A 23,114-nucleotide genomic window follows, 5' to 3' on the forward strand; every position below is an offset into this window, starting at 1 on the left:
TCTTCTCCAGCACGACGTTGCGCCCCTTGGGGCCCAAGGTCACCTTGACGGCGTCGGCGAGCTGGTTCATACCGCGCTCGAGACCGCGCCGGGCGTCCTCGTCAAACGCGATCATCTTGGCTGCCATAAGGCTAGACCTCCCAGATGCAGGGTGGCGTGTGCTGGACCGAGCCGACGCCCGCGACGGCATGGGTCTGCATCTCCGTGCGGCAGACCCCATCGTCTCGATCCGGGTTGTTGGCACTCTGCCACACAGAGTGCCAACGAACTGTTTAGCACTCTACCCTGCCGAGTGCAAGCCACAGGCCCCCTGCCCCAGGTCATCGGGCAGGTCATCGGGCACACCGGTTCGTACGGCGAGCCGCCCCGGAGGTGCGGCCCGCCGTGCGAAGTCGACGGAGGAAACAGTGGCGGGCTCACGCGGACTGCGCTGCCGCGCGTCCCACCTGGTGCATACCAGCGATGGTGAATCAGACCGTGCGGACCGACTCCGCCTGCGGCCCCTTCTGGCCCTGCGTGATCTCGAACTCGACGCGCTGTCCCTGTTCGAGAGAGCGATACCCATCCATCATGATCGCTGAGTAATGGACGAATACATCCTTACCACCGTCTACCGCGATGAAGCCGTAGCCCTTGTCCGCGTTGAACCACTTGACGGTGCCCTGCGCCACTTCCGACTCCTCTTACTGGGCCTCGCAGATCTCGCCCATTCCTCCGCGAGACCTGTAATCGCATGACTTTTGGGAAAATCAGCCAGACGATCGCCCTCGACCATACCTGTGGCACGGGGTTTGGCAACAGAGTCAACCGACAAACCGCTAATTTCCTCGAAGGCTGAGTCGTTCGAGGTTGAATTGGGTTCCAAAACAAGAAGGCGCCCACAAGGGGCGCCTTCAAGAGTCGGAGGTCCGGCGGTCAGCCGCCCGCGACGGCAGGGATGATGGAGATCTGAGTGCCTTCAGGGGCGGGAGTGTCCAACCCCTCGGCGAAACGGACATCCTCTTCACCAACGTATACGTTGACAAAACGACGAATCTTGCCCGATTCATCCAGAATTCTCGCGCCGATCCCCGGGTAGTCGGAGTCGAGCTTGGCGAGAACGTCACGAAGAGTCGCCCCTTCGCCACTCACCTCGGCGTTACCCCCGGTGTAAGTGCGCAGAATGGTGGGAATCCGCACAGAAACGCTCATGGTTTTTGTTGCCTTTCCTGGATTGTCAGACAGTCGCGCGGAACGCGTCGAGCGAGGGCCGGATCACGGCGGTGGGCCGCGCGTCGTCGCTGATCGCGTCGAGCGTCTTGAGGCCGTCGCCGGTGTTGAGGACCACGGTCTCGGCCTCGGGGTCGAGCCTGCCCGTCTCGACGAGCTTCTTCAGCACGCCCACCGTGACGCCGCCCGCGGTCTCGGCGAAGATGCCCTCGGTGGAGGCCAGGAGCCTGATCGCGGCGACGATCTCCGGGTCGGTGACGTCCTCGACGCCCCCGCCGGTACGCCGGGCGATGTCCAGCACGTACGGCCCGTCGGCGGGGTTGCCGATGGCCAGCGACTTGGCGATCGTGTCCGGCTTGACCGGCTGGACCACGTCGTGCCCCGCCTTGTACGCCGTCGAGACCGGCGAGCACCCGGCCGCCTGCGCCCCGAACACCTTGTACGGCGTGTCCTCGACCAGCCCGAGCGCGATCAGCTCCTTGAACCCCTTGTCGATCTTCGTGAGCTGGGAGCCCGAGGCGATGGGGATGACGATCTGCTCCGGCAACCGCCAGCCGAGCTGCTCGGCGATCTCGTACGCGAGCGTCTTGGACCCCTCGGCGTAGTACGGCCGCAGGTTGACGTTGACGAACCCCCACCTCTCGCCCAGCGGGTCACCGATCAGCTCGGAACAGAACCGGTTGACCTCGTCGTAGGTGCCGTCGATCCCGATCAGCCGGCCGCCGAACACGCGGGCCATGGCGATCTTGGCCGCTTCGAGGTCGGCCGGGATGAACACGCACGCGTCGAGGCCGGCCCGCGCGGCGGCGGCGGTGACCGCGCCGGCGAGGTTGCCCGTGGAGGAGCAGGAGAGCGTGTGGAAACCGAAGTTCCTGGCCGCCTCGACGGCGATGGCGACCACGCGGTCCTTGAAGGAGTGGGTGGGGTTGCCCGAGTCGTCCTTCACGAACAGGGACCGGATGCCGAGCGCCTTGCCGAGGTTGCCGGCCTTGACCAGCTTCGTCCAGCCCGGGTTCATGTTGGGCTTGCTCGCCACGTCGGCGGGGACCGGGAGCAGGGAGCGGTAGCGCCAGATGTTGGCGGGGCCGGACTCGATGTCCGCGCGGGTCACCTGGCCGAAGGAGTAGGCCGCTTCGAGCGGCCCGAAACACTCCAGACAGGCGAAGCTGGGGCCCAGGGGGTAGCGCGTGCCGCACTCGCGGCAGGACAGAGCGACGGCAGGACCAAAGTCGAGCGACATGAAGCGAGGCCTTCCCTCATCTTCGCCCGCGGCCACCTTGACCGCGAACCGGAATTGGCACCTTGTCCCGGTCGGCCTCGCCAGGTCGCGAGCACAAGCCGGGAGGGTTGCCGGGGCTTCGCAGGGCCGGTCCCTCCACCCCTCTGGATGAGCAATATTCAGTTGTTCGAAAAGGACTCTACCTTCTCAAGTGGTGGAAACAACCACCTGTCTCACGATGCGAGAGGGCACGTCTCACCGATAGTCCTCCCCGAGGACCCCCTGCACGTACTTGCGGGCCTGGTGGATGCGGGACTTGGCCGTGCCGAGCGGGATGTTGAGCTGCTCGGCCACCTCGTTGTAGTCGAGCTGGACGATGTCGCGCAGCACCAGCGCCTGGGCCAGGTCGGGCTTGTCGGCCTCCAGCGCCTCCATCGCGTCGAGCAGGTCGAGCCGCGAGCCGGCGATCACGCTGACCCGCCGCGCGTCCGGCTTCTGCATCGGCAGCTCCTCCGACGTCTGCTCGGCGGCCCTGCGCTTCAGCGACCGGTACGTGGTGCGCGCGCAGTTGGCGGTCACGATGTGCAGCCAGGTGCTGAACCTGGCCCGCCCCTCGAACCGCCCGATGTTGCGCGCCACGGCCAGCAGCGTGTCCTGCGAGGCTTCTTCCGCGTCCTGGTGATAGGGCAGGATCCGGGCGCAGTGGCGCATCACGTCAGGCTCGATCCTGGCCAGGAGCTCGCCGAGCGCGCGATGGTCTCCGGCCGCGGCCGAGCGGGCGAGTTCCTCGGTTAGCTCATCTAGCGCCATAGCTGGGATCCTATGGGCGAAGGGAGCCCAAATGAACAGCGTTCTCGTGGCGTCCAACCGCGGGCCGGTCTCCTTCACCGTCGACGACGACGGTGAGCTGACCATGAAACGCGGTGGTGGGGGCCTGGTCTCGGGCCTGTCGGGGGTGGCCAAGGAGCACGGCGTGCTGTGGGTGTGCGCCGCGCTGTCCGACGGCGACCGCAGCGCCGTACGCCTGGCTCCGGGGGGCCGGCTCGACCGGACGGGCTACGACACGGGCGCGTTGCGGATGCTGGACATCCCCGCGGCCACCTTCCACCGCGCCTACAACGCCGTGGCCAACTCGACCCTGTGGTTCGTCAACCACCTGCTGTACGACATCCCCAACTCCCCCAGCTTCGGCACCAAGTTCCGGCGCGAGTGGGAGTCCTACCGCGACTACAACGGCGCGTTCGCGCTGGCGCTGGCCGAGGAGGCCGGGCACGGCGCGCGCGTGATGGTCCAGGACTACCATCTGACGCTCACCCCGGCGATGCTCCGCGCCGAGCGCCCCGACCTGCGCATCGCCCATTTCAGCCACACGCCGTGGGCGCCCCCGGAGTACTTCTCCCTGCTGCCCGACGCGGTGACCAGAGAGGTCCTGGACGGCATCCTGGGGGCCGACCACGCGGGCTTCCTCACCGCGCGGTGGGCGGCGGCGTTCATGGACTGCTGCGAGGCGCTGCTGGGCGCGCGGGTGGACCGCGCGGCCCGCACGGTCACCCACGAGGGCAGGCAGACCCGCGTCGGCGTGCACAGCCTGGGCGTGGACGGCGCGGCGCTGTGGGCGCGGGCCTGCGAGCCCGACGTCGAGTCGCACATGGCCGCGCTCGCCGAGCAGGTGGCCGGGCGCCGGCTGATCGTCCGCATCGACCGCACCGAGCTGTCCAAGAACATCGTGCGCGGGCTGCTGGCCTACCGGGAGTTCCTGGCCGCCCATCCGGAGTGGCACGGCAAGGTGGTCCACCTGGCCTTCGCCTACCCGAGCCGGCACGACCTGCCCGAATACCGCGAGTACACCGCGTCGGTGCAGCGCTGCGCACGCGAGATCGAGGACGAGTACGCCACCGAGGACTGGGACCCGGTCATCCTCAACGTCGACGACGACTACCCGCGCTCGCTGGCCGCGTACCGGCTGGCGGACGTGCTGCTGGTCAACCCCATCCGCGACGGCATGAACCTGGTGGCCAAGGAGGGGCCCGTCCTGTCGCCGCGCTGCGCCCTGGTGCTCTCGCGCGAGGCGGGGGCGGCGGCCGAGCTGGGGCCGTACGCGCTGGTGGTCAACCCCTACGACGTGAGCGGCACGGCGGACGCGCTGCACGAGGCGCTGGTGATGCCCGAGGACGAGCGCAGGCGCCGCCGCGACCGGCTGCACGAGGCGGCCACCGCGCTGCCGCCGCACAAATGGCTGGAATCCCAACTCGACGCCCTGCTTTAACATGAGAAGTCGGGTTCACTGCCAATGACGGAGGCTGCCGGGTGTCGACGGTCTCAGTGCCCATCCGACTCGTCCGAGACCGCCCGACCTGGCTGATCTACTTCCTGCTCGGCACGTTCGCCACGTTCGTGTACGGCCTGAGCGCCGCCCTGCCGCTCCTGCGCGCCGACCAGCGCACCACGGCCACCGTCGCCGGGCTGCACGGCACCGCCATGGCGCTCGGCACGGTCGGGGCCGGCCTCGCGCTCCCCCTGCTCACCAGACTCCTCGGCCGGCGCGCGACGTGCTGGTTCGGCCTGGCCGGGATGAACGCCGGCGTGCTGCTGGTCATGGCCACCTCCGCGCTGCCCCTGACGCTGCTGGGCTACGGCGTGGCCGGCGGCTTCGGCTCGGTCATGCTCTACGCGGCGATGGCCGAGCTCAGCGACCACCACGGGCCCGCGGGACCGGCCGCGCTCAGCGAGGCCAACGCCGTGGGCGTGCTGGTGGGGATGGTGGCGACGTTCGTGCTGAGCCAGGTGGCGCAGAGCGCGCTCGGCTGGCGGGCCGCCCTGCTGGTCACCCCGGCCGTCAGCGCCCTGCTCGCGCTGGCGCTGGGCCGCACCTGGCCCGTGCCCCGGCAGGCCGCCGGAGGGGCGGGCGACGTGGTCACCGGGGAGGGCGTCCCGGCGCGGGAGGGCGGCTGGTGGCGCTTCCACCTGGCCGGGGCCGTGCTGTTCTGCTGCGTGGCCCTGGAGTTCTCGTTCAACCTGTGGGCCGCCGACCTGTTCGCCCTCAGGACGGGTGTGACGACGGCCGTCGCGGCGACCGGGCTGACGGCGTTCGTCAGCGGCATGGCGGCGGGCAGGTTCGCGGGGGCGCAGCTCGCGCTGCGGCTGCCGGCCACGCCGCTGCTCATCGGCGCTCTGGGCCTGATGGCACTCGGCTGGCTGCTGTTCTGGACGAGCGGCGCGCCGGTGCTGTCGTACGCGGGGCTGGCGCTGAGCGGGCTGGGCGCGTCGCTGCAGTTCCCGCTCGCGCTGAGCTCGCTGATCGCCACCTCCGGCGACCGGGCGGACCGGGCGGCGGCCGCCTCGCCCGTGTGGGCGGGCGCCGCCATGGCGGTCGGCCCGCTGCTGCTCGGCTCGCTGGCCGACGGCTACGGCACCGGGACCGCGTTCCTGCTGGTGCCCGTGATCATCGGCCTCGCGGTCGCCGGGGTGCTCATCTCCAGTCGGCGTACTTGAGCGTGTCGGCCAGGCCGGGCGTGTCCCACTGGTCCACGACGAGGATCCGGCTCTTCGGCAGGTACCACTCGCGCTGCGTGAAGCGGGCCTTCACGCCGTTGCCCGAGTAGCTGACGCACTTGGCCTGCCAGGCGTTGTAGGCGGCCTTGTGCCCGGCCCCCATCTGCCGGTAGCCCCTGGTGACCTTGGGGCCGATGACCTCGCCCCACTTCCGGTTGAACGGGCAGGGCTGCACGTCACTGGCCGGATAGTACGGGTTCTTGCCCGTGTAGGGCCCGAAGCCCTCCGCGCCCCGCTTGATGGCGTCGGGGCCGAGGATGTAGAACGCGTCGCACTCGGGCGAGCCCCAGCCCTGCGGCTTGGCGCAACGGCCGGTGACCACCTGCACGTAGTCGGCGCCCTGACGGTGGACCACCCACTCGATCGGGATGTAGAGCGTCAGGCCGCCGCGCAGCTTGAGCTGCTGGGCGGGGGCGGCGGAGGCGGCCCCGGGCACGGCGAGCACGGCCGCCAGGGTCGCGGCCGAGGCGGCGGCGACGGCGAGAGATCGTCTTGACATGCGCACCAACGTAGGGCCCGCCACTTGCAGCCCGATCACGAACGACTGAAAGCCGCGAGCCGGCTCGAAGACGGCGAAGGCCGCGAGCCGGCTCACGAACGGCTGAGCTCAGGGACGGCTGAAGGCCGTCGTCAGCTCCCGCAGCAGCGCCACCACGCCGTCGGGCCCGTCGACCACGATGTCGGCCCGTTCGGCCAGCGCGGTCACCTCGGCCGAGCCGCTGCACACGGTCACGCCCGGCAGCCCCGAGGCGCGTACGGCCTCGAAGGCGGCCAGGTCGCCGAGGTCGTCGCCGACGAACATGACGGACCTGGCGTCCCGCTCGGCCAGGAACAGCCCGAGCGCATGGCCCTTGTCCATGCCGGGCGGGCGCAGCTCCAGGACCATGCGTCCGGGCTCGATCACCAGGCCGTGCTCGCGGGCCAGCTCGGCCAGCGGCGCGCGCAGCGCGGCGAGCGCGCCCTCGGGGTCGGGGGCGCGCCGGGTGTGCACGGCCACCGCCCGGCCCTTGTCCTCGATCGTCACGCCGTGCAGCCCGAGCGAGTCGAGCAGCAGCGGCAGCTCGGCCCGGACGCGCGGCACGCCGGGTGGCGGCGGCGGCGCCGAGACGCGTCCGTGCTCCCACCGCTCGAAGCCGTAGTGGCCGAGCACCACGAGACCCGGCACGTCGGCCAGGCCGGGCCCGAGTTCGAGCGCGGTGGCCGCCGGCCTGCCGGTCACGATGGCCACGGCGCCGACGTGGGCGCCCAGTTCGGCGAGCACGGCGGGGGCCTCGGGGTGGATCTTGGCGGAGGCGGGATCGGGCACGATCGGCGACAGGGTTCCGTCGAAGTCGAGCCCGATCACGGCGCCGGACGGATCTTTGAGAATCGCTTCCATTCCAGGGATGTTCCTCACGCGGCTGCCGTACCCAGCCGGTCAGGGGCGCATGCCGAGCCGTCTCGCCGCACGGTCACGCTGACGGGTGGAGCGCAACCTTCGCAACCGTTTGACCAGCATCGGGTCCTGCTCCAGCGCCTCGGGTCTGTCGATCAGCTCGCCGAGCAACTGGTAGTAGCGGGTGGCGGAGAACCCGAAGGTCTCCTTGATGGCCTGCTCCTTGGCGCCCGCGTAACGCCACCATTGGCGTTCGAAGGCGAGGAGTTCGAGATCGCGGTCGGTGAGGGGTGGTCTGGACGGTTCCTGGGCAGCACTGTCACCGCTGAGCGGTGCTCCCATGATGTCCTCCTCGGAAGGGGCGTGCGACGATCACATCGCACGCTTCGCGGCCCGTGGCCAATCGTAATGTGCGATGTGCGGCCGTTCACGGCGGATTGCCGGACGTACCGTCCCCAAATGTGACCCCAGTCATCACGTTCCTGACGGACCACGGGCTCGAAGACGGCCATGTGGCCGCCTGCCACGGCGGCGTGGGCGGCGCACGGGCCGCCGCCTGGGGCACATGTCCGACTTTCTCCTACACACTAGGGCGAATAGCCGCATAACATCAATTACTCCGCGTATCGGGCTGTTTACCGAAGCGTCGGAACGAATCATCGGCCGCGTGCCAGAATGCACGGCAGATCGGGCGTCCCTCCCCTCCCGTTCGAGGTTGACGTGTACCAACTGTCCGTCGTGCTGCTCTCCATCCTGTCCGTGTTCTGGCCGCAGGCAGACGCGCCCGTGCCGGAGCGCTGGCACGCCTGGCCGGTGGCGCGGATCTTCCCCCTGGCCGTTCCCGGCGTCAGCCCGTCGGGGGCCAGGGTGACGTACGTGCTGGCGGGCGTGGCCCCCGAGGCGCCGTGCCCGGTGGCCTTCCAGCCCGCCGCGGTGCGGCCCGGCTGCCTGACCGCGCTGCGGGCCACGTACGCCGACAGCACCCAGACGTACGTGGCCACCGTCGGGATCGCCGTGCTCGACGCGCCGCGCCCCGGCCCGTACGGCGGGGTGCGCCCGGCCACCGTGCGGCCCGTCGCCTTCCCCGGCGGCCCGGCCGAGCGGTTCGGCGAGCGGCAGTACTTCACCGGGGCGCTGGTCGGGTCCGGCGACCCCTACCTGGTGGCGACGGCCGCGGGGTACGCCGACGGGCGGGCGTACCGGCCGGGCGACCGTTCAGCGCCGCGGCTGCGCGGCGCCGCGCGGCAGCTCGCCGTGGCGCTGCACCGGGCGCTGACCCGATGAGGGTGCTCGCGTCCCTGCTGCCGGCCCTGGTCCTGGCGGCCGGGGTCGCGGGCGTGGCGTCGAGCGCCACCGACGACGTGCGGACGACGGCGTCGCCGAGCGCCTCCGGCGGCGTGGGCGCCGCCGCGCGGGCCCGGCAGTGGCAACTCCGGGCCCTGCGCCTGCCCGAGGCGTGGCGGGAGAGCAGAGGCGCGGGCGTACTGGTGGCCGTGCTGGACACCGGGGTGAACGGCCGCCACCCCGACCTGCGGGGCATCGTGACCCAGGGCCCCGACCTGACCGGCGCGCCCCCGCGCCTGTGGGGGCACCACGGCACCGCCATGGCCGGCCTGATCGCCGGCCGCGGGCACGGCGAGGGGCGCGGGGAGGGCGTGGTCGGCGTGGCCCCCGCGGCGCGGGTGTTGTCGATCAGGGTCACGCTGGAGAACACCGACCCGCTGCGCGCCGAGCGGCGCGCCGGCCGCCGCGACGCCCTGGCCGAGGGCATCAGGTACGCCGTCGACCACGGCGCGGACGTCATCAGCATGTCCCTGGGCGGCGGCAGCGGCGCGTGGGAGGGCTCGGCGGCCGAGGAGGAGGCCGTGCAGTACGCGATCACCCGCGGCGTGGTCCTGGTGGCCTCGGCGGGCAACGACGGCGACACGGCCAACAGGAAGAACTTCCCGGCCGCCTACCCGGGCGTGATCGCCGTGGGCGCGGTGGACCGGCGGCTCAGGGTGACCCCCTTCTCCAACCGCCAGGACTACCTGTCGGTGGTCGCGCCGGGCACCGACGTCGTCACGGCCGACGGCGGCAGCGGGTACGTGGTGGGCGACGGCACCAGCTCGGCGGCGGCCATGGTCGCGGGCGTGGCGGCCCTGGTGCGGTCGGCCCATCCGGGTTTGTCGCCGTACCACGTGCGCATGGCCATCGAGCGCGGCGCCAGGAAACGGCCTCCCGGCGGCTACAGCCCCGCCTACGGGCACGGGGTGGCCGACGCGCCGCTCGCCCTGCGGGAGGCCCGGCGGCTGGCGCACGGAACGGCCTCACCGGCCGCCCGGCCCGGCCCGTACTTCGGGCGGGGGCCGGCCGTGCCGCCCGCCTCCAGGGCGCCGGTGGTGGCCGGGATGGTGGTGCTGGCGGCGGCCATGTCGGCGCGGGTGGTCGCGACCCGGCGAAGACGCCGGAGGGATTCACCCTAGCAAGCGCTTGTGTGATACTCCTGGCTATGACCTTAGCGATCGACGGCTGGTTCGCCATCGACGGGGACGGCACCACCCACCTCCTCGGCACCACCTGCCTGACCTGCGGGACCGTCGCCTTCCCGCCCCAGCGGGGCCTGTGCCGCAACCCGCGCTGCGAGGGCGAGGAGACGGCCGAGACCCGGCTGCCGCGGCGCGGGCGGGTCTGGTCCTACACCGACGCCTGCTACCCGCCGCCGGAGCCGTACGTGGCGGCGCGGCCGTACCGGCCGGTCACGCTGGCCGCCGTCGAGCTCGACGGCGCGGGGCTGGTGGTGCTCGGCCAGGTCAAGGACCTCACGGCCGGCGACCTGGAGGTGGGCATGGAGCTGGAGCTCGTCCACGGGCCGCTGGCCGACGGCCCGCTGGTGTGGATGTGGGGGCGGGCCTCGTGAGCGCGGTGGTGGTGCTGGGCGCGGGCATGCACCCGTGGGGCAAGTGGGGGCGTCCCTTCGTCGAGTACGGCGTCGCCGCGGCCCGCGCCGCCCTCCGCGACGCCGGCGTGGCCTGGACCGACGTCCAGTACGTGGTGGGGGCCGACACGATCAGGAACGGCTACCCGGGCTTCGTCGCCGGCGCGACCTACGCCCAGGCGCTCGGCTGGACGGGCGCCAGGATCGCCTCCTGCTACGCGGCCTGCGCGTCGGGGGCCCAGGCTGTGGACATCGCGCGTACCAGGATCATGGCCGGGCTGTGCGACGTGGCGCTCGTGGTGGGCGCCGACTCCACCCCCAAGGGCTTCTTCAAGCCCGTCGGCGGCGACCGGCACGACGACCCCGACTGGCTGCGCTTCCGCCTCCTCGGCGCCGCCAACCCCGCCTACTTCGGCCTCTACGCGCGCCGCCGCATGGCCCTGTACGGCTCCACCGGCGACGACTTCGCCGCCGTCAAGGTCAAGAACGCGCGCGCCGGCTCGCTCAACCCCATGGCTCGCTACCGCGCCCCGGTCACGGCGGAGGAGGTGCTCGCCTCGCCCATGGTCGCCGACCCGCTGCGCCTGATGGACATCTGCGCCACCTCCGACGGCGGCGCCGCGGTCGTGCTGGCCTCGCAGGAGTACGCCAGGCGTCTCGGCGCGACGGCCCCGGTACGACTGGCGGCCGTCTCCACGGTGACACCGACCTTCCCCAACGCGGTCCTGGAACTGCCGAACTTCGCCACCGACTCCTGCGCCGCCGTTCCCGCGCCGGAGAGGCCGTTCAGGGCCGCGATCGCGCACGCGGCCTACGAGGAGGCCGGCCTGGGCCCCGAGGACGTCTCCTTCGCCGAGGTGTACGACCTGTCCACCGCCCTGGAGCTGGACTGGGTCGAGGACGTCGGCCTGTGCCCGCCGGGCGAGGCGGACAAGCTGCTGCGGGCGGGCGAGACCGCGCTCGGCGGCCGGGTGCCGGTCAACCCGTCGGGCGGCCTGGCCTCCTTCGGCGAGGCGATCCCGGCCCAGGCGATCGCGCAGCTGTGCGAGCTGACATACCAGCTGCGCGGGGCGGCGGGCGCGCGCCAGGTGCCGGGCGCGCGCGTCGGCCTGGCGGTCAACCAGGGGCTGTTCGGCCACGGCTCGGCGATCGTGGCCACCACGTGAGAAAGCCCTCCGGGATGCTCTCCCGGAGGGCCTTCAGGTCATCCCGCGTGGACCACGTCGTGCGTCTCGGCGAAGTGACAGGCACTTTCGTGCCCGGTCCCCGTCCGGATCTGCAGCAACGGCTCCTCCACCGCGCAGATCTCCTGCGCCTTCCAGCACCGGGTGCGGAAGCGGCACCCCGACGGCGGGTTGGCGGGCGAGGGCGGGTCGCCCTGGAGGATGATCCGCTCGCGCTGCTCCCGGCCCTCGGGGTCGGGAACCGGCACCGCCGACAGCAGCGCCTGCGTGTACGGATGAGCGGGCTTGTCGTAGATCTCGATGTCCTTGCCGAGTTCGACGAACTTGCCCAGGTACATCACGCCCACCCGGTCGGAGATGTGGCGGACCACCGACAGGTCATGGGCGATGAAGATGTAGGCCAGGTTGAACTCGTTCTGCAGCCGCTCCAGCAGGTTGATCACCTGGGCCTGGATCGACACGTCCAGCGCCGAGACGGGCTCGTCGCAGACGATGATCTCCGGCTGCAGCGCCAGGCCGCGGGCGATGCCGATGCGCTGCCGCTGGCCGCCCGAGAACTGGTGCGGGTAGCGGTTGATGTGGTCGGGGTTGAGCCCGACGACCTCCAGCAGCTCCTGCACCTTGCGGCGGCGGTCGCCCTTGGGCGCCACCTCCGTGTGGATCTCGTACGGCTCGCCGATGATGTCGCCGACGGTCATCCGGGGGTTCAGCGAGGTGTACGGGTCCTGCATCACCATCTGGATGTTGCGGCGCATACGCTTCAGGTCGCCGCCCCTGGCCTTGGCGATGTCCTTGCCGTTGATCTTCACCGAGCCCGAGGTGGGCCGCTCCAGCGCCATCAGCACCTTGGCCAGCGTGGACTTGCCGCAGCCCGACTCGCCCACGATGCCCAGCGTCTCGCCCCTGTTCAGGTCGAACGACACGCCGTCCACGGCCTTGATCGCGCCGATCTGCTTCTTGAGGACGATGCCCTGGGTCAGGGGGAAGTGCTTGACCAGGTCGCGAACCTCGAGGATGCGCTCACTGCTGCTCGCCATCGAGGACCTCCCTCCAGTAGTGGCAGGCGCTGCCACGCGTGCCGCTGATCTCGTAGAGCTGGGGGGCGCTGGTCACGCAGTTGTCCTGCCGGTACGGGCACCGCGGGTTGAACGCGCATCCGCTCGGCAGGTCGAGCAGGTTGGGCGGCAGACCCTTGATCGCGTACAGTTCCTGGCCCTTGAGGTCCACCCGGGGGATGGACTCCAGCAGGCCCTTCGTGTACGGATGCCCCGGCGCCCGGTAGATGTCGTGCACCGGGGCGTTCTCCACGATCCGGCCGGCGTACATGACCGAGATCTTGTCGGCCACGTCCGCCACGACGCCCAGGTCGTGCGTGATCAGGATCATGCCCATCTGGCTCTCGCGCTGCAGCTCGGCCAGCAGTTCCATGATCTGCGCCTGGACCGTCACGTCCAGCGCGGTGGTCGGCTCGTCCGCGATCAGCACCTCGGGGTCGAGCGCGATGGACATCGCGATCATGATGCGCTGCCGCATGCCGCCCGAGAACTGGTGCGGATAGTCGTTGACGCGCTGCCGGGCGGCCGGGATGCGGACCTTGTCCATCAGCTCGATGGCCTTGTTCACGCCGTCGCGCTTGGACATGCCGCGGTGGACCCGGAACATCTCGCTGATCTGCCAGCCCACGGTGAACACCGGGTTGAGCGCCGAGAGGGCGTCCTGGAAGACCATCGCGATGCGCTGGCCGCGCACCTGGGTGCGGGCGTCCTCCGAGAGCTTGAGCAGGTCGGTGCCCTTGAAGCGGATCTCGCCCTTGGGGATGACGGCCGGCGGCATGTCCAGGATGCCCATGATCGCCTGAGCGGTCACGGACTTGCCCGAACCGGACTCGCCGAGCACCGCCAGCGTCTCACCGGGGTTGACCGTGTAGCTCACGCCGTTCACCGCGCGCACGACGCCCTGACGCGTACGGAACTCCACGTGCAGGTTGTCCACCGCGAGCAGCGGTTCGTTGCCCAGCCCTCCCTCGGCGGGCAACACGTCTGTCGACGTCTTCTTCACTTGATCCCCCCTTCTACCTGAGCTTCGGGTCGAGAGCGTCGCGCACGGCGTCGCCCAGCATGATGAACGCGAGCACCGTGACGCTCAGGAACAAGGCCGGGAAGAACAGCGGCAGCGACGCGTCGAGGAACCGCGGCCGGGCGTCGGCGATCATGAGGCCCCACGAGATGTCCGGCGACTGCACGCCGACCCCGAGGAACGACAGCGCCGCCTCCGCCGCGATGTAGCCGCCGAGGTTGATCGTGCTGACCACGATCACCGGCGCCAGCGAGTTCGGCAGCAGGTGCTTGAACATGATCCGCCACTGGCCCGCGCCCACCGCGCGCGCGGCGACCACGAAGTCCTGGCTCTTGGCCGTGATCACCGACGCCCGCATGATGCGGAACACCATCGGCCATCCGAGCACCGCCAGGGCCGCGATGACCAGCAGGATGCTGTTGATGCCGCTGTCACGGAAGGTGGCGGCGATCAGCAGGGCGCCCAGGATCGGCGGGATGGCGAAGAAGATCTCGGTGACCCGGGAGGAGACCGAGTCGATCACGCCGGCGCGGAAGCCGGCGAAGAGGCCGAGCAGACCGCCCACGATCATGGTGAGGATCGTGGTCGTCACGCCGATCACGATCGAGTTGCGGGCGCCGTAGATCGTCCTGGCGAACACGTCACAGCCCTGGCTGTCCTTGCCGAACGGGTGCCCCACGCTGGGAAGCTGCCGGGCGGTGGACAGGTCGCAGGTCTGGGCGTTGGTCGGGTCGATCGAGGTGAACAACGACGGCCAGAACGCCATGACCAGCAGGATCGCGATCAGCACCGCGGAGATGATGAACATCGGCCGGCGGCGCAGGTCGTACCAGGCGTCGGTCCACAGGCTGGCCGGCTTCTCCTGCTTCTGCTTCCCGCGCTTGCCCTGCTTCTCGGGGGACGGTGCCGCCGGGACCTCCGTGACCAGCGACTTCGCTTCCGGCAGCATGGGCCCGACGTTTGCTTCGTTACTCATAGCGGATCCTCGGGTCGAGCACTGCGTACAACATGTCGACGACCAGGTTGGCCAGGATGTAGATCAGCACCAGCACGGTCACGATGCCCACGACGACCGGTTGTTCACGCAGCAGGATCGATTGGAACAGCTGGTTGCCGATGCCCGGCAGGTTGAAGATCGTCTCCGTGATGACCGCGCCGCCCATCAGGTTCCCGAGGTCGGCGCCGAGGTAGGTGACCAGCGGGATCAGCGCGTTGCGGAGTCCGTGCCTGCCGATGACGCGGCGTTTGGACAGACCCTTGGCGGTCGCCGTGCGGATGTAGTCGGCACGCAGCGTCTCCACCAGGCTCGTCCGCGTCAGCCTGGTGAGGTAGGCGATCGACGTGCCGGCGAGCACGAAACCGGGCAGCAGGTAGCTGCGGAACCCGGCCGAGATGCCCGCCACGGGGAAGATGTCGCTCCCCGTCCACAGCTTGAGCTTGACTCCGAGCACGAGCTGCAGCACGAAGCCCGTCACCAGAGTGGGGACGGAGATCAGCAGCAGCGTCGAGGCGAGGATGGCGGTGTCGGAGGCCCTGCCGCGGCGCAGCGCCGCCCACAGGCCGAGGCCGACGCCGATGATGGCCTCCATGACGAGAGCCGTCAGCGCGAGGTTCAGCGTGACCTGGAACTTGCCGGCCATGAGCTGCGAGACCGGGATCCTGGAGAAGGTGGTTCCGAAGTCCCCGTGCAGGAGCACGCCGCTGAGGTAGTACCAGTACTGCAGCAGCAGCGGATCGTTCAGGTGGTATTGGTCGCGCAGGACCTCGGCCACCGCCGGATCCAGGCGCTTCTCGCCCGCCAGTGCCTGGATGGGGTCGCCGGGCAGGGCGAAGACGATCGCGAAGATGAGTAGCGTGGCGCCGAGCAGGACGGGTATCGCCTGCAGCAGTCGCCTGATGACATAACGGCCCATTCAAGCCCTCCGGTACATGCGTGGAGGCAGTCACCTTCGTAGCCGCGGTTTGCCCGGCCCCCTAGTGACTGCCTCCAAGCTCAGTCCTCCGCCGGGCGGACGGCAAGAGCCGTCCGCCCGGCGAATGACGTCAGGCCTTCTCGATGTCGGCCCACTGAACCTGGTTGAGCAGGTTCAGCTTGACGCCCTTGACCTTGGGGGAGTGTCCGAAGTTGCTCCGGTAGAAGTACACCGGGATGTACGGCATGTCCTTGATCAGGATGTCGTCGGCCTGCTGGTAGAGCTTGAGGCCCTCGGCAGCGTCGGCGGCCTGGTCACCCTTGGCGACGATGTCGTCGAACTCCTTGTTCTCGTAGCCGCCGTAGTTCGAGCCGGTCGAGATGGCCTGGGTGCCGAAGATCGGCGTCAGGTAGTTCTCGGCCGACGGGTAGTCGATCGACCAGCCCATGCGGAACAGGCCCTTGTACTTCTTGGCGTCCAGGTCGTCCAGGATGGCCTTGAAGTTCTCGAACGGCTTCGGCGTGACCTCGATGCCCAGGTTGGCGCGGAGGTTGTTGGCGACGGCCTCGATCCACTCCTTGTGGCCGCCGTCGCCGTTGTAGCCGAGCTCCAGCTTGGCCGGGCCCTTGGCGTCGGCGTAGAGCTTCTTCGCCTCGGCCGGGTTGTACGTGCAGGCCGTGCAGGCGCCCTGACGGTAACCGGGGATGGCCGGGTTGATGAAGTCGTCGGCCGGGGCGCGGGTGCCCGCGAAGACCGTCTCGGTGATGGTCTTGCGGTCGATGGCCATGGAGATGGCCTTGCGCACGTCCGGGTTCTTGAACTCGGGGTTGTACTTCAACGGGACGCCGATGTAACCGACAGAGGCGTCGGGCTCGTCGAAGTAACGGTCGCCGAGGACGGACTTGGCGGTCGCGATCGCCGAGGCGGGCAGCGAGTCGTCCACGTCCAGGTTCTCGGCCTGGAGGTCCTGGAAGGCGGTCTCGGCCGAGCTGTAGATCTTGAACTGCAGCTTGGTCCAGTTCTTCGGCTTGGTGCCGGGGAACTTGTCGTAGACCGTCATGTCGATGGTCTGCGCGCCGCCCTTCTTGTAGGGCTTGTCGACCTTGAAGAGGCCCTGGCCGATCGGCTGCTCGCCGTAGGCCTGGGTCACCTTGCCGTCGGCGCCGAGCGCGGAGGCCGGCAGCGGGTAGAAGGCGGTGTACCCGAGCATCGTCTTGAACTGCGAGAACGGTGCGGACAGCGTCACCTCAAGGGTGCTGTCGTCGACAGCCTTGAGGCCCTTCATCTCCTTGGCCGTCGGCGTCTTGCCCTCGCCCGGGTGGACGTCGGCGAAGCCGTCGATGCGCGAGAAGAAGGCGGAGGAGCTCATGGCGTTGTCCTGGTTGGCGCCATAGTTCCAGGCCCGCGCGTAGTCAGCCGCGGTGACCGGCTTGCCGTCGTGCCAGGTGTAGCCGGACTTGAGCTTGATCGTCCAGACCTTGCTGTCCTGGGTGGTGATCGACTCAGCGGCCTCTTCAACCGGCTGCTTGTTCTCGTCGTACTCGACGAGCGGCGAGAACACCGCGGCGAGGACTTCGGAGCCCTCGGTCTCGGTGGTGTTCAGCGGGTTGAGGAGCTCCTGAGGCTCACCGATCTCCATGCGGACCGGCGTTTCGCCGCCGCCCGCGGCAGTGCCGCCGTCCGAGGCACCGCCGCCACACGCGGCAACCGCGAGGGCGAGCAGCGCGGTACCGGCGACGATCTGTGCGCCCTTAGTAACACGCATGGTGAAAAAAATCCTCCCTCTACAGGTGGGCGACGACGCTGAGCTGCGGTGATGGTAAGCAGCCTGACGGGGGGTTCCTGGTATCCCCCGGATTTGGCTGACATGGTCAAACCAGCCGACGCCCTGCCAGTCGATCGCGACTATCCCTTACTACTTGCCACCAGCGAGTCTCTGGCGCGTTGCAGTTCGGTCACACGTGCGCCAATCCAGCGTCACAGACATTCCACCCGTAAGAATACAAACCCCCCAGGGATGCTCAAACAGGTCAACCCTCGACGTGAACAGCGGATGAAAATTACCCCCTACAGGACCGTGGTCGCGCCCTTCCCGCCATGGCCCGCCTCGCTGGGCTACGGTTGAGCGAGTCTTGACGGCACCTTGGAACCTGGCGCCCCAAGACTCCGTCCAAGCATCTGCCGCGTCCCTCGCGGCAGGCACCCCACCGACCGGGATCCAATAGAGTCCTTGCCATGAGCCAGCCGGAATCCGCTGTCGCGGACGCCCAGGCGGGCGGCCGAAGCGGGCAGGAGCCGCTGGCCAAGCTCGCCGAGAGATACGGACTTCGTCGTGCCATCGCGCGGCCGAGGTTCCCTGTCTATCTGCGCCAGCTCTGGGAGCGGCGACACTTCATCCTGACGTACGCGACGTCCCGCAACGTCTCGAAGTACTCCAGCTCGGCCCTGGGCCAGCTGTGGCAGGTGCTGACCCCTCTCCTCAACGCCGGCATCTACTACGTGATGTTCGGCGTCATCCTGGGCGGCAAGGGCAACATCGTGAACTACCCGGCCTTCCTGCTGACCGGGATGTTCGTCTTCACCTACACCCAGCGCACGGTCACGGCGGGGGCCAAGTCCATCTCGGGCAACCTGTCGATGATCCGCGCCCTGCACTTCCCGCGCGCCTCGTTGCCGCTGGCGTACACGATCCAGGAGCTGCAGCAGCTCGCCATCTCCATGGGCGTGCTCCTGGTCATCGTGGTGGCCACCGGCGAGTGGCCCACCTGGTTCTGGCTCATGATCCCGGTGGTGCTGGCGCTCCAGACGATGTTCAACATCGGGGCCAGCCTGGTCATCGCCCGGATGGGCTCCCAGATGCGCGACCTCAACCAGTTGCTGCCGTTCATCACCCGCACCTGGCTCTACGCCTCGGGCGTCTTCTTCTCGATCCAGGACAAGGTGGTTGGGTCCGCCGGTATGCCCCAATGGGTCGCCGACGTGATGTACCTGAACCCGACGGCCTCCTACATCGAGTGGATGCGCGACATCCTCATCAAGACCTATCACCCCCAGAACGGACACAACCCCCCGACTATGGTGTTGGTGTCTTGCGTATTCTGGGCAGTGTTCGCACTCGGCTTCGGCTTCTGGTACTTCTGGCGGTCCGAGGAGAGGTACGGGCGTGGCTGAACTGACCGAGGAGCTGTCACAGGTGAAGGGCGAGGAGCCCGCCGTCCCCGGCAAGGACGTGAGGGTGCACCCCAACCCGGAGCCCCCGGGCAAGCGTCCGCTCGACGTTCCCACGGGCACCCCGACCGTCATCGTCGACGACCTGCACATTGTCTACCGCGTCTACGGCACGGCCACCGACAACGAGAAGGGCAACGCGGTCAACGCCCTCACGCGCCTGCTGAAGCGCCAGGGCCGCCCGCAGATGAAGGAGGTCCACGCCGTCAAGGGCGTGACCTTCGTGGCCTACCACGGCGACGCCATCGGCATCGTGGGCCGCAACGGGTCGGGCAAGTCCACGTTGCTGCGCGCCATCGCCGGCCTCCTCCCGCCGCACGAGGGCGCCGTCTACACCGACGGCCAGCCCTCGCTGCTCGGCGTCAACGCCGCGCTCATGCGCGAGCTGACCGGTGAGCGCAACATCGTCCTCGGCTGCTACGCCATGGGCATGACGCCGACGGAGGTCAAGGAGAAGTACCAGGAGATCGTCGACTTCTCCGGCATCGACGAGTTCGTCCAGCTGCCCATGTCCACGTACTCCTCGGGCATGGGGGCGCGCCTGCGCTTCGCCATCTCCTCGGCCAAGACCCACGACGTGCTGCTCATCGACGAGGCGCTGGCCACCGGCGACCGCGAGTTCCGCAAGAAGAGCGAGGCGCGCATCCGGCAGATCCGCGAGTCCGCCGGCACGGTCTTCCTGGTCGCCCACGACCTCAAGGTCATCGAGGAGACCTGCAACCGGGTCATCTGGCTGCACAAGGGCAAGATCAGGATGGACGGCGACCCCAAGGAAGTCATCTCCGCCTACAACAAGGGCTGAGCCCGCTTTCGATCACCCATGCGAGACGTGGGTGACTCGCGCGCCGAAACACTGACAGCGTGACTGTCGTTCCGATAGAATTCGAACGCGGATTCGAACCAAGGAACGCTGATGGAGTGGGGGCGCGCGATGGGAGAGCTTTCGGCCGCGATCGACCACCTGGCCATCGAGGACGTGGCCGAGATCCCCAGGATGCAGCTCGCCGAGCAGCTGCTGGATCTTCACTGGCAGATGGCCCGGCTGCAGGCCCAGATAGCCCGCCGCACCGGCGTCCGGCTGCCCTGACCGATCGAGGGGACCGCCGTCGCTGCCGGGAGCGGGCGAGGCCGTACGAGGGTGGGGAAAAAAGAAGGCCGCCGACCCCGGATCGGGGCCGGCGGCGGGCTCGGCGCGGCGCCGCTGCCCTGCAGTCAGCGGCGGGACGCGTGTGCGAACCCCGGGCTGGGGCACGTCCGCCCAGACCCGTGGCGGGCCCGTCCGCCCGAGGCGGCGGACCCGCGACCGACGCGCGGCAGTGCCGTCGGCGCGCTCGGCACCTTTGAGCGCACACCATCGGCCTGTCGCATCGGGGCGACGGCGCCCCCGTCGTTCCGCGGGCGTCCACTGACGCCTGGGAGAGCGGGAACACGCCGTCGGGAACAACCTGTCGCTTGAACGCGGGCTGCCGTCACGGCCGTCACGGCCGGTTCGCGAGCGTCGGCACCTAGGACGCCGGCGAACCGTCGCACCGGCCCTCGGCGGGCCGCGTCCGCGCGTCGTCACGGCATGTCCGGGACGCACCCGCGCGGGTCACATCCAGAACACGTCCGGGACGCGCCGCGCTCGCGTCAGTTGCGCACCCAGGAGCCCCGCACCGAGCTCGTCACCGCGTCGGTGCTCCAGCCCAGGGCGGACACCATGTCGCCGTAGGAGCCGGCGGCCTTGGAGCCGTTGGCCGAGACGAGGCCCGCGGTGTCCTCCATGAGCGGGGTGATCTCGTCCACGGAGGCGGTCTGGGTGGTGCCCGGCAGCGCCTCGACGACCGGCGCGGCCTCGACGGGGGCGACCTGCCCGACCACCGGGGCCAGCTCGCCGCTCGAAGCGTGCGGCAGGGCCAGCCTGGCGGCGCGGGTCAGCCCGCCCACGCCGGACTCGGTGGACAGGTCGCGCAGCCCCTTGGTGGTGCCCGTCATCGTCGTGGCGGCGTTGCCGGCGGTGCCGGCGCCCGTGCCGGGCAGCAGCGCGCCGCCGCCCACCTTGCCCATCGCGCCGCCGACCGAGGCCCCGGCCAGGGCGGTCATCGTGTCCATGGCGCCGCGCAGCGGGGCGCCGGCGCCGGTGAGCTGGCCGTTGCTCTGCGGCGCGCCCTTGACCAGCGGCTGCGCCATGCGGGCGCCGCCGAGCAGCGGCAGCGACTTGGCCAGGCCCCGGCCGCCGCCGCCGACCGACGGGCTGCTGAGGATGGGCGACAGCTCGGGCAGCGGGCCGCTGAAGCGGGTGACGTCCTCGGCCGCGTTCGGCGTCATCGCCATGCTGGCGCGCCGGTTCTCGTCGGCGGTGTCGCGTGCGTTGGCGTCGGTGGCGGCGTCCGACTTGGGCTTGTTGCCCCCGGTCAGGCCGCCAAGGCCACCGCCCAGGCTGCTGAGCAGCCCGCCGCCGAGCAGGCCGCCGAGCAGGTCGAGCGGGCCTCCGCTGGTGCCCCCGCCCAGGCCGTCCAGCGGGACGGCCTTGGCGGTGTGAGTGAATTGAACTTCTGCTTGAGCTGGCACGGCCAAAGCCGCCGCCAAGCCGAATGCTGTGACGGCAACGGCCGCCTTGACTACTCGATTCATGATTGCCTTCCCGGCTCGTGATCGATCGCTCTCGAATGCGGTGGAAATGCGAATCGATAACCCCCGAATGCCGTGGCGCACACGCTATGGGCACCACACGAAGCGTGCTGTCACGGCTGAGCTACGGAAGCAGTTGTATCACTCACCGTGATCGCCCGCAGGCGGCCGGAAAGCCCATGTAGCAGGGTTTGCAGCCCGGTTACCGAGTAAAGGGGGAGCGTTGAGCGGAGAGACAAAACGGGAAATACCCCGGTTTTGATTTGGATTCCGCGCGGACCCGATCGTGATCGGGCCCGCGACGGCATCGTGCGCCCGCACGGCCCGCGAACAACTGGTCGCATTAACAAAAGTCACGGGCCGGGGGCGCACAATTCAGCGGTCGTGGTACGCGAACGCGACCACTCAGATGGGCAGCAGGGCGTCGGCCGACTCGAACGGAAAACGCTCGGCGAACGCCGGCCGCAGATCCGTCAGCCAGACCGCCGACGGGTCGTACCGGGCGAAGAACGGCCGCCCGACCAGCTCGGGGTCGCGGGCCTGGATGAGGTGGAGCACGAAGACGCGCTCACCGGCGATCTCGGCGACGCCGTCCACGCACACCTTGCCCGGCGTGGCCGACATGGACGGCCCCCGGACCGTACGGCAGAGCCCGGAGACGGTCGAGTAGGCGTCCCTGAAGATCTCGTACGCGCGGGCCAGCGGGACCGCGAAGTAGTCCTGCGGCCCGGTGTCGCGCTCGACGAACATGTAGTAGGGAATCAGCCCCATCCTGAGCTGCCGCCGCCACATCGACGACCACACGGCGGGATCGTCGTTGATGGACCTGATCAGCGGCGCCTGGGTCCTGATCGTGGCCCCGCTGCCGAGGATGCGTTCGACCGCCGACTCCACCAGCGGCGACTCCAGCTCCCTCGGGTGCGAGAAGTGGGCCATGAACGCCAGGTTCTTGCCGGCCTTCACCACCTCCTGGAACAGGCCGAGCGTGGCGTCGGCGTCGGGGTCGGTGGTGAAGCGCTGCGGCCAGTAGGCCAGCGCCTTGGTGCCGATCCGGATCGATTCGAGCTGGTCGAGGCCGAGCAGCGGCTCGATGTAGCGCCGGATGACCGGCTCGCCCATGATCATGGCGTCGCCGCCGGTGATGAGGACGCTGGTGACCTCGGGATGCTGGCGGATGTAGGACACCATCCGGTCGATGTCGTCGGAGGCGAACTTCAGGTCCGCGTCCCCGATGAACTGCGCCCACCGGAAGCAGTAGGTGCAGTAGGCGTGACAGGTCTGCCCCTGTTTAGGGAAGAAGAGCACTGTCTCTGGATATTTGTGCTGCATGCCGGGCACCGGCTCGTCGCCCATCTTCGGGACGTTGAGCTCCTTCTGGCCGGCGGGATGCGGGTTGAGCTGTGCGCGTACGCGGTTGGCCTCGGCCTGGATCTCGCTGTTGGGCGCCTCGGCCTTGAGCAGATCGGCCAGCCTGGCCACGTCCGCGGCGGGCAGCATGTCCTCCTGCGGGAAGACGAGGCGGTAGATGGGATCGTCGGGCGCCGCCGACCAATCTATGAGTTCGTCCACGACATAGGCGTTCGTCCGGAAGGGCAGCACCGTGGCCACGGCGCGGACCTTCAGCCGCTCCTCGTCACCCAGCCCCGCCCGTCGCAGGAGCTCGTCGAGGTGCTTGGACGTGTACGCCTTGAAGCGTCGTGTACCTGCCTGGTTCAAGATCACTAGGCCTTTCCCATCTTTTTTGTTCGCTCGCGTGTAAACCTCACGACCTTGTCGCGCGTCTACGGTTCTTAATATCCGGACGCGACGCGCCGCGTCCCCGGTTCCGCTG

At 69.6% G+C, this 23,114-nt stretch carries 23 protein-coding genes and 1 riboswitch; of the genes, 9 read left to right on the forward strand and 14 right to left on the reverse strand.

Annotated elements, in window-relative coordinates:
- Positions 1-470: 470 nt before the first annotated feature.
- The 4 genes from ACIHAD_RS47460 to ACIHAD_RS47475 all read right to left on the reverse strand — a co-directional run bounded on the left by ACIHAD_RS47460 (position 471) and on the right by ACIHAD_RS47475 (position 3,238).
- Positions 471-671 carry a cold-shock protein gene (locus ACIHAD_RS47460; protein WP_106250594.1) on the reverse strand — a complete coding sequence of 67 codons (201 nt, stop codon included), beginning with the start codon at positions 669-671 and terminating at the stop codon, positions 471-473.
- Positions 672-915: 244 nt separating this feature from the next.
- Positions 916-1,191 (reverse strand): MoaD/ThiS family protein, encoded by a 276-nt coding sequence (locus ACIHAD_RS47465; protein WP_043633550.1) that lies wholly within the window; start codon positions 1,189-1,191, stop codon positions 916-918.
- Between the two features lie 25 nt (positions 1,192-1,216).
- Complete coding sequence (thrC, locus tag ACIHAD_RS47470; RefSeq protein ID WP_397361471.1) at positions 1,217-2,449, reverse strand: threonine synthase; 1,233 nt, start codon at positions 2,447-2,449, stop codon at positions 1,217-1,219.
- Between the two features lie 13 nt (positions 2,450-2,462).
- Positions 2,463-2,603, reverse strand: a riboswitch (SAM riboswitch).
- Positions 2,604-2,683: 80 nt separating this feature from the next.
- Entirely contained in the window at positions 2,684-3,238 is a 555-nt protein-coding gene (locus ACIHAD_RS47475; RefSeq protein WP_189654051.1) for an RNA polymerase sigma factor, read from the reverse strand.
- Between the two features lie 31 nt (positions 3,239-3,269).
- Here ACIHAD_RS47475 and ACIHAD_RS47480 point away from each other — a divergent pair, with 31 nt between their 5' ends.
- The gene (locus ACIHAD_RS47480) at positions 3,270-4,694 is read left to right on the forward strand and encodes a trehalose-6-phosphate synthase (RefSeq protein WP_397361472.1); all 1,425 of its coding nucleotides are present in this window, start codon (positions 3,270-3,272) and stop codon (positions 4,692-4,694) included.
- 41 nt (positions 4,695-4,735) lie between these two features.
- Positions 4,736-5,920, forward strand: coding sequence for an MFS transporter (locus ACIHAD_RS47485; RefSeq protein WP_397361473.1), 1,185 nt, complete (start codon positions 4,736-4,738; stop codon positions 5,918-5,920).
- Here the strand turns inward: ACIHAD_RS47485 and ACIHAD_RS47490 are convergent.
- From ACIHAD_RS47490 to ACIHAD_RS47500, 3 genes are all read right to left on the reverse strand, one after another.
- A complete protein-coding gene (locus ACIHAD_RS47490; RefSeq protein ID WP_397361474.1) occupies positions 5,898-6,479 on the reverse strand; it encodes a hypothetical protein in 582 nt (193 codons plus the stop codon). The genes ACIHAD_RS47485 and ACIHAD_RS47490 overlap by 23 nt on opposite strands.
- Before the next feature lie 108 nt (positions 6,480-6,587).
- Entirely contained in the window at positions 6,588-7,358 is a 771-nt protein-coding gene (otsB, locus tag ACIHAD_RS47495) for a trehalose-phosphatase (protein ID WP_397361475.1), read from the reverse strand.
- A 39-nt stretch (positions 7,359-7,397) separates the two neighbouring features.
- Positions 7,398-7,697 carry a DUF3263 domain-containing protein gene (locus tag ACIHAD_RS47500; protein WP_397361476.1) on the reverse strand — a complete coding sequence of 100 codons (300 nt, stop codon included), beginning with the start codon at positions 7,695-7,697 and terminating at the stop codon, positions 7,398-7,400.
- A gap of 378 nt (positions 7,698-8,075) precedes the next feature.
- Between ACIHAD_RS47500 and ACIHAD_RS47505 the strand changes: the two genes are divergently transcribed.
- Genes ACIHAD_RS47505 through ACIHAD_RS47520 form a run of 4 tightly spaced genes read left to right on the forward strand, consistent with a single transcriptional unit; the run spans position 8,076 to position 11,438 of the window.
- Positions 8,076-8,639: a hypothetical protein gene (locus tag ACIHAD_RS47505; protein ID WP_397361477.1), complete on the forward strand. Its 564-nt coding sequence runs from the start codon at positions 8,076-8,078 to the stop codon at positions 8,637-8,639.
- Positions 8,636-9,820, forward strand: a complete 1,185-nt coding sequence (locus tag ACIHAD_RS47510) for a S8 family serine peptidase (protein ID WP_397361478.1) — start codon at positions 8,636-8,638, stop codon at positions 9,818-9,820. Before ACIHAD_RS47505 ends, ACIHAD_RS47510 begins: the two co-directional genes overlap by 4 nt.
- Before the next feature lie 26 nt (positions 9,821-9,846).
- Positions 9,847-10,254 carry a Zn-ribbon domain-containing OB-fold protein gene (locus tag ACIHAD_RS47515; RefSeq protein WP_397361479.1) on the forward strand — a complete coding sequence of 136 codons (408 nt, stop codon included), beginning with the start codon at positions 9,847-9,849 and terminating at the stop codon, positions 10,252-10,254.
- Positions 10,251-11,438 (forward strand): lipid-transfer protein, encoded by a 1,188-nt coding sequence (locus ACIHAD_RS47520; RefSeq protein ID WP_397361480.1) that lies wholly within the window; start codon positions 10,251-10,253, stop codon positions 11,436-11,438. Before ACIHAD_RS47515 ends, ACIHAD_RS47520 begins: the two co-directional genes overlap by 4 nt.
- A gap of 38 nt (positions 11,439-11,476) precedes the next feature.
- Here the strand turns inward: ACIHAD_RS47520 and ACIHAD_RS47525 are convergent, their stop codons facing one another.
- From ACIHAD_RS47525 to ACIHAD_RS47545, 5 genes are all read right to left on the reverse strand, one after another.
- Positions 11,477-12,493: an ABC transporter ATP-binding protein gene (locus tag ACIHAD_RS47525; protein ID WP_397361481.1), complete on the reverse strand. Its 1,017-nt coding sequence runs from the start codon at positions 12,491-12,493 to the stop codon at positions 11,477-11,479.
- Complete coding sequence (locus ACIHAD_RS47530) at positions 12,477-13,514, reverse strand: ABC transporter ATP-binding protein (RefSeq protein ID WP_397361482.1); 1,038 nt, start codon at positions 13,512-13,514, stop codon at positions 12,477-12,479. Before ACIHAD_RS47530 ends, ACIHAD_RS47525 begins: the two co-directional genes overlap by 17 nt.
- Before the next feature lie 13 nt (positions 13,515-13,527).
- Complete coding sequence (locus tag ACIHAD_RS47535; RefSeq protein WP_397361483.1) at positions 13,528-14,508, reverse strand: ABC transporter permease; 981 nt, start codon at positions 14,506-14,508, stop codon at positions 13,528-13,530.
- A complete protein-coding gene (locus ACIHAD_RS47540; protein WP_397361484.1) occupies positions 14,501-15,445 on the reverse strand; it encodes an ABC transporter permease in 945 nt (314 codons plus the stop codon). Before ACIHAD_RS47540 ends, ACIHAD_RS47535 begins: the two co-directional genes overlap by 8 nt.
- A 130-nt stretch (positions 15,446-15,575) precedes the next feature.
- Complete coding sequence (locus tag ACIHAD_RS47545) at positions 15,576-17,210, reverse strand: ABC transporter substrate-binding protein (RefSeq protein ID WP_397361485.1); 1,635 nt, start codon at positions 17,208-17,210, stop codon at positions 15,576-15,578.
- A gap of 470 nt (positions 17,211-17,680) precedes the next feature.
- Between ACIHAD_RS47545 and ACIHAD_RS47550 the strand changes: the two genes are divergently transcribed.
- From ACIHAD_RS47550 to ACIHAD_RS47560, 3 genes are all read left to right on the forward strand, one after another.
- Entirely contained in the window at positions 17,681-18,616 is a 936-nt protein-coding gene (locus tag ACIHAD_RS47550; protein WP_397361486.1) for an ABC transporter permease, read from the forward strand.
- Entirely contained in the window at positions 18,609-19,475 is an 867-nt protein-coding gene (locus ACIHAD_RS47555) for an ABC transporter ATP-binding protein (RefSeq protein WP_397361487.1), read from the forward strand. Before ACIHAD_RS47550 ends, ACIHAD_RS47555 begins: the two co-directional genes overlap by 8 nt.
- A gap of 129 nt (positions 19,476-19,604) precedes the next feature.
- Positions 19,605-19,760, forward strand: a complete 156-nt coding sequence (locus ACIHAD_RS47560; RefSeq protein ID WP_397361489.1) for a hypothetical protein — start codon at positions 19,605-19,607, stop codon at positions 19,758-19,760.
- A gap of 542 nt (positions 19,761-20,302) precedes the next feature.
- Here the strand turns inward: ACIHAD_RS47560 and ACIHAD_RS47565 are convergent.
- Together ACIHAD_RS47565 and ACIHAD_RS47570 are read right to left on the reverse strand one after the other, a co-directional pair.
- A complete protein-coding gene (locus ACIHAD_RS47565; protein ID WP_397361490.1) occupies positions 20,303-21,286 on the reverse strand; it encodes a hypothetical protein in 984 nt (327 codons plus the stop codon).
- 402 nt (positions 21,287-21,688) lie between these two features.
- Positions 21,689-23,005, reverse strand: a complete 1,317-nt coding sequence (locus tag ACIHAD_RS47570; protein ID WP_397361491.1) for a KamA family radical SAM protein — start codon at positions 23,003-23,005, stop codon at positions 21,689-21,691.
- Positions 23,006-23,114: the final 109 nt, after the last annotated feature.

The organism is Nonomuraea sp. NPDC052265 (assembly GCF_044547985.1).
In the GTDB taxonomy this organism is placed as follows: domain Bacteria; phylum Actinomycetota; class Actinomycetes; order Streptosporangiales; family Streptosporangiaceae; genus Nonomuraea.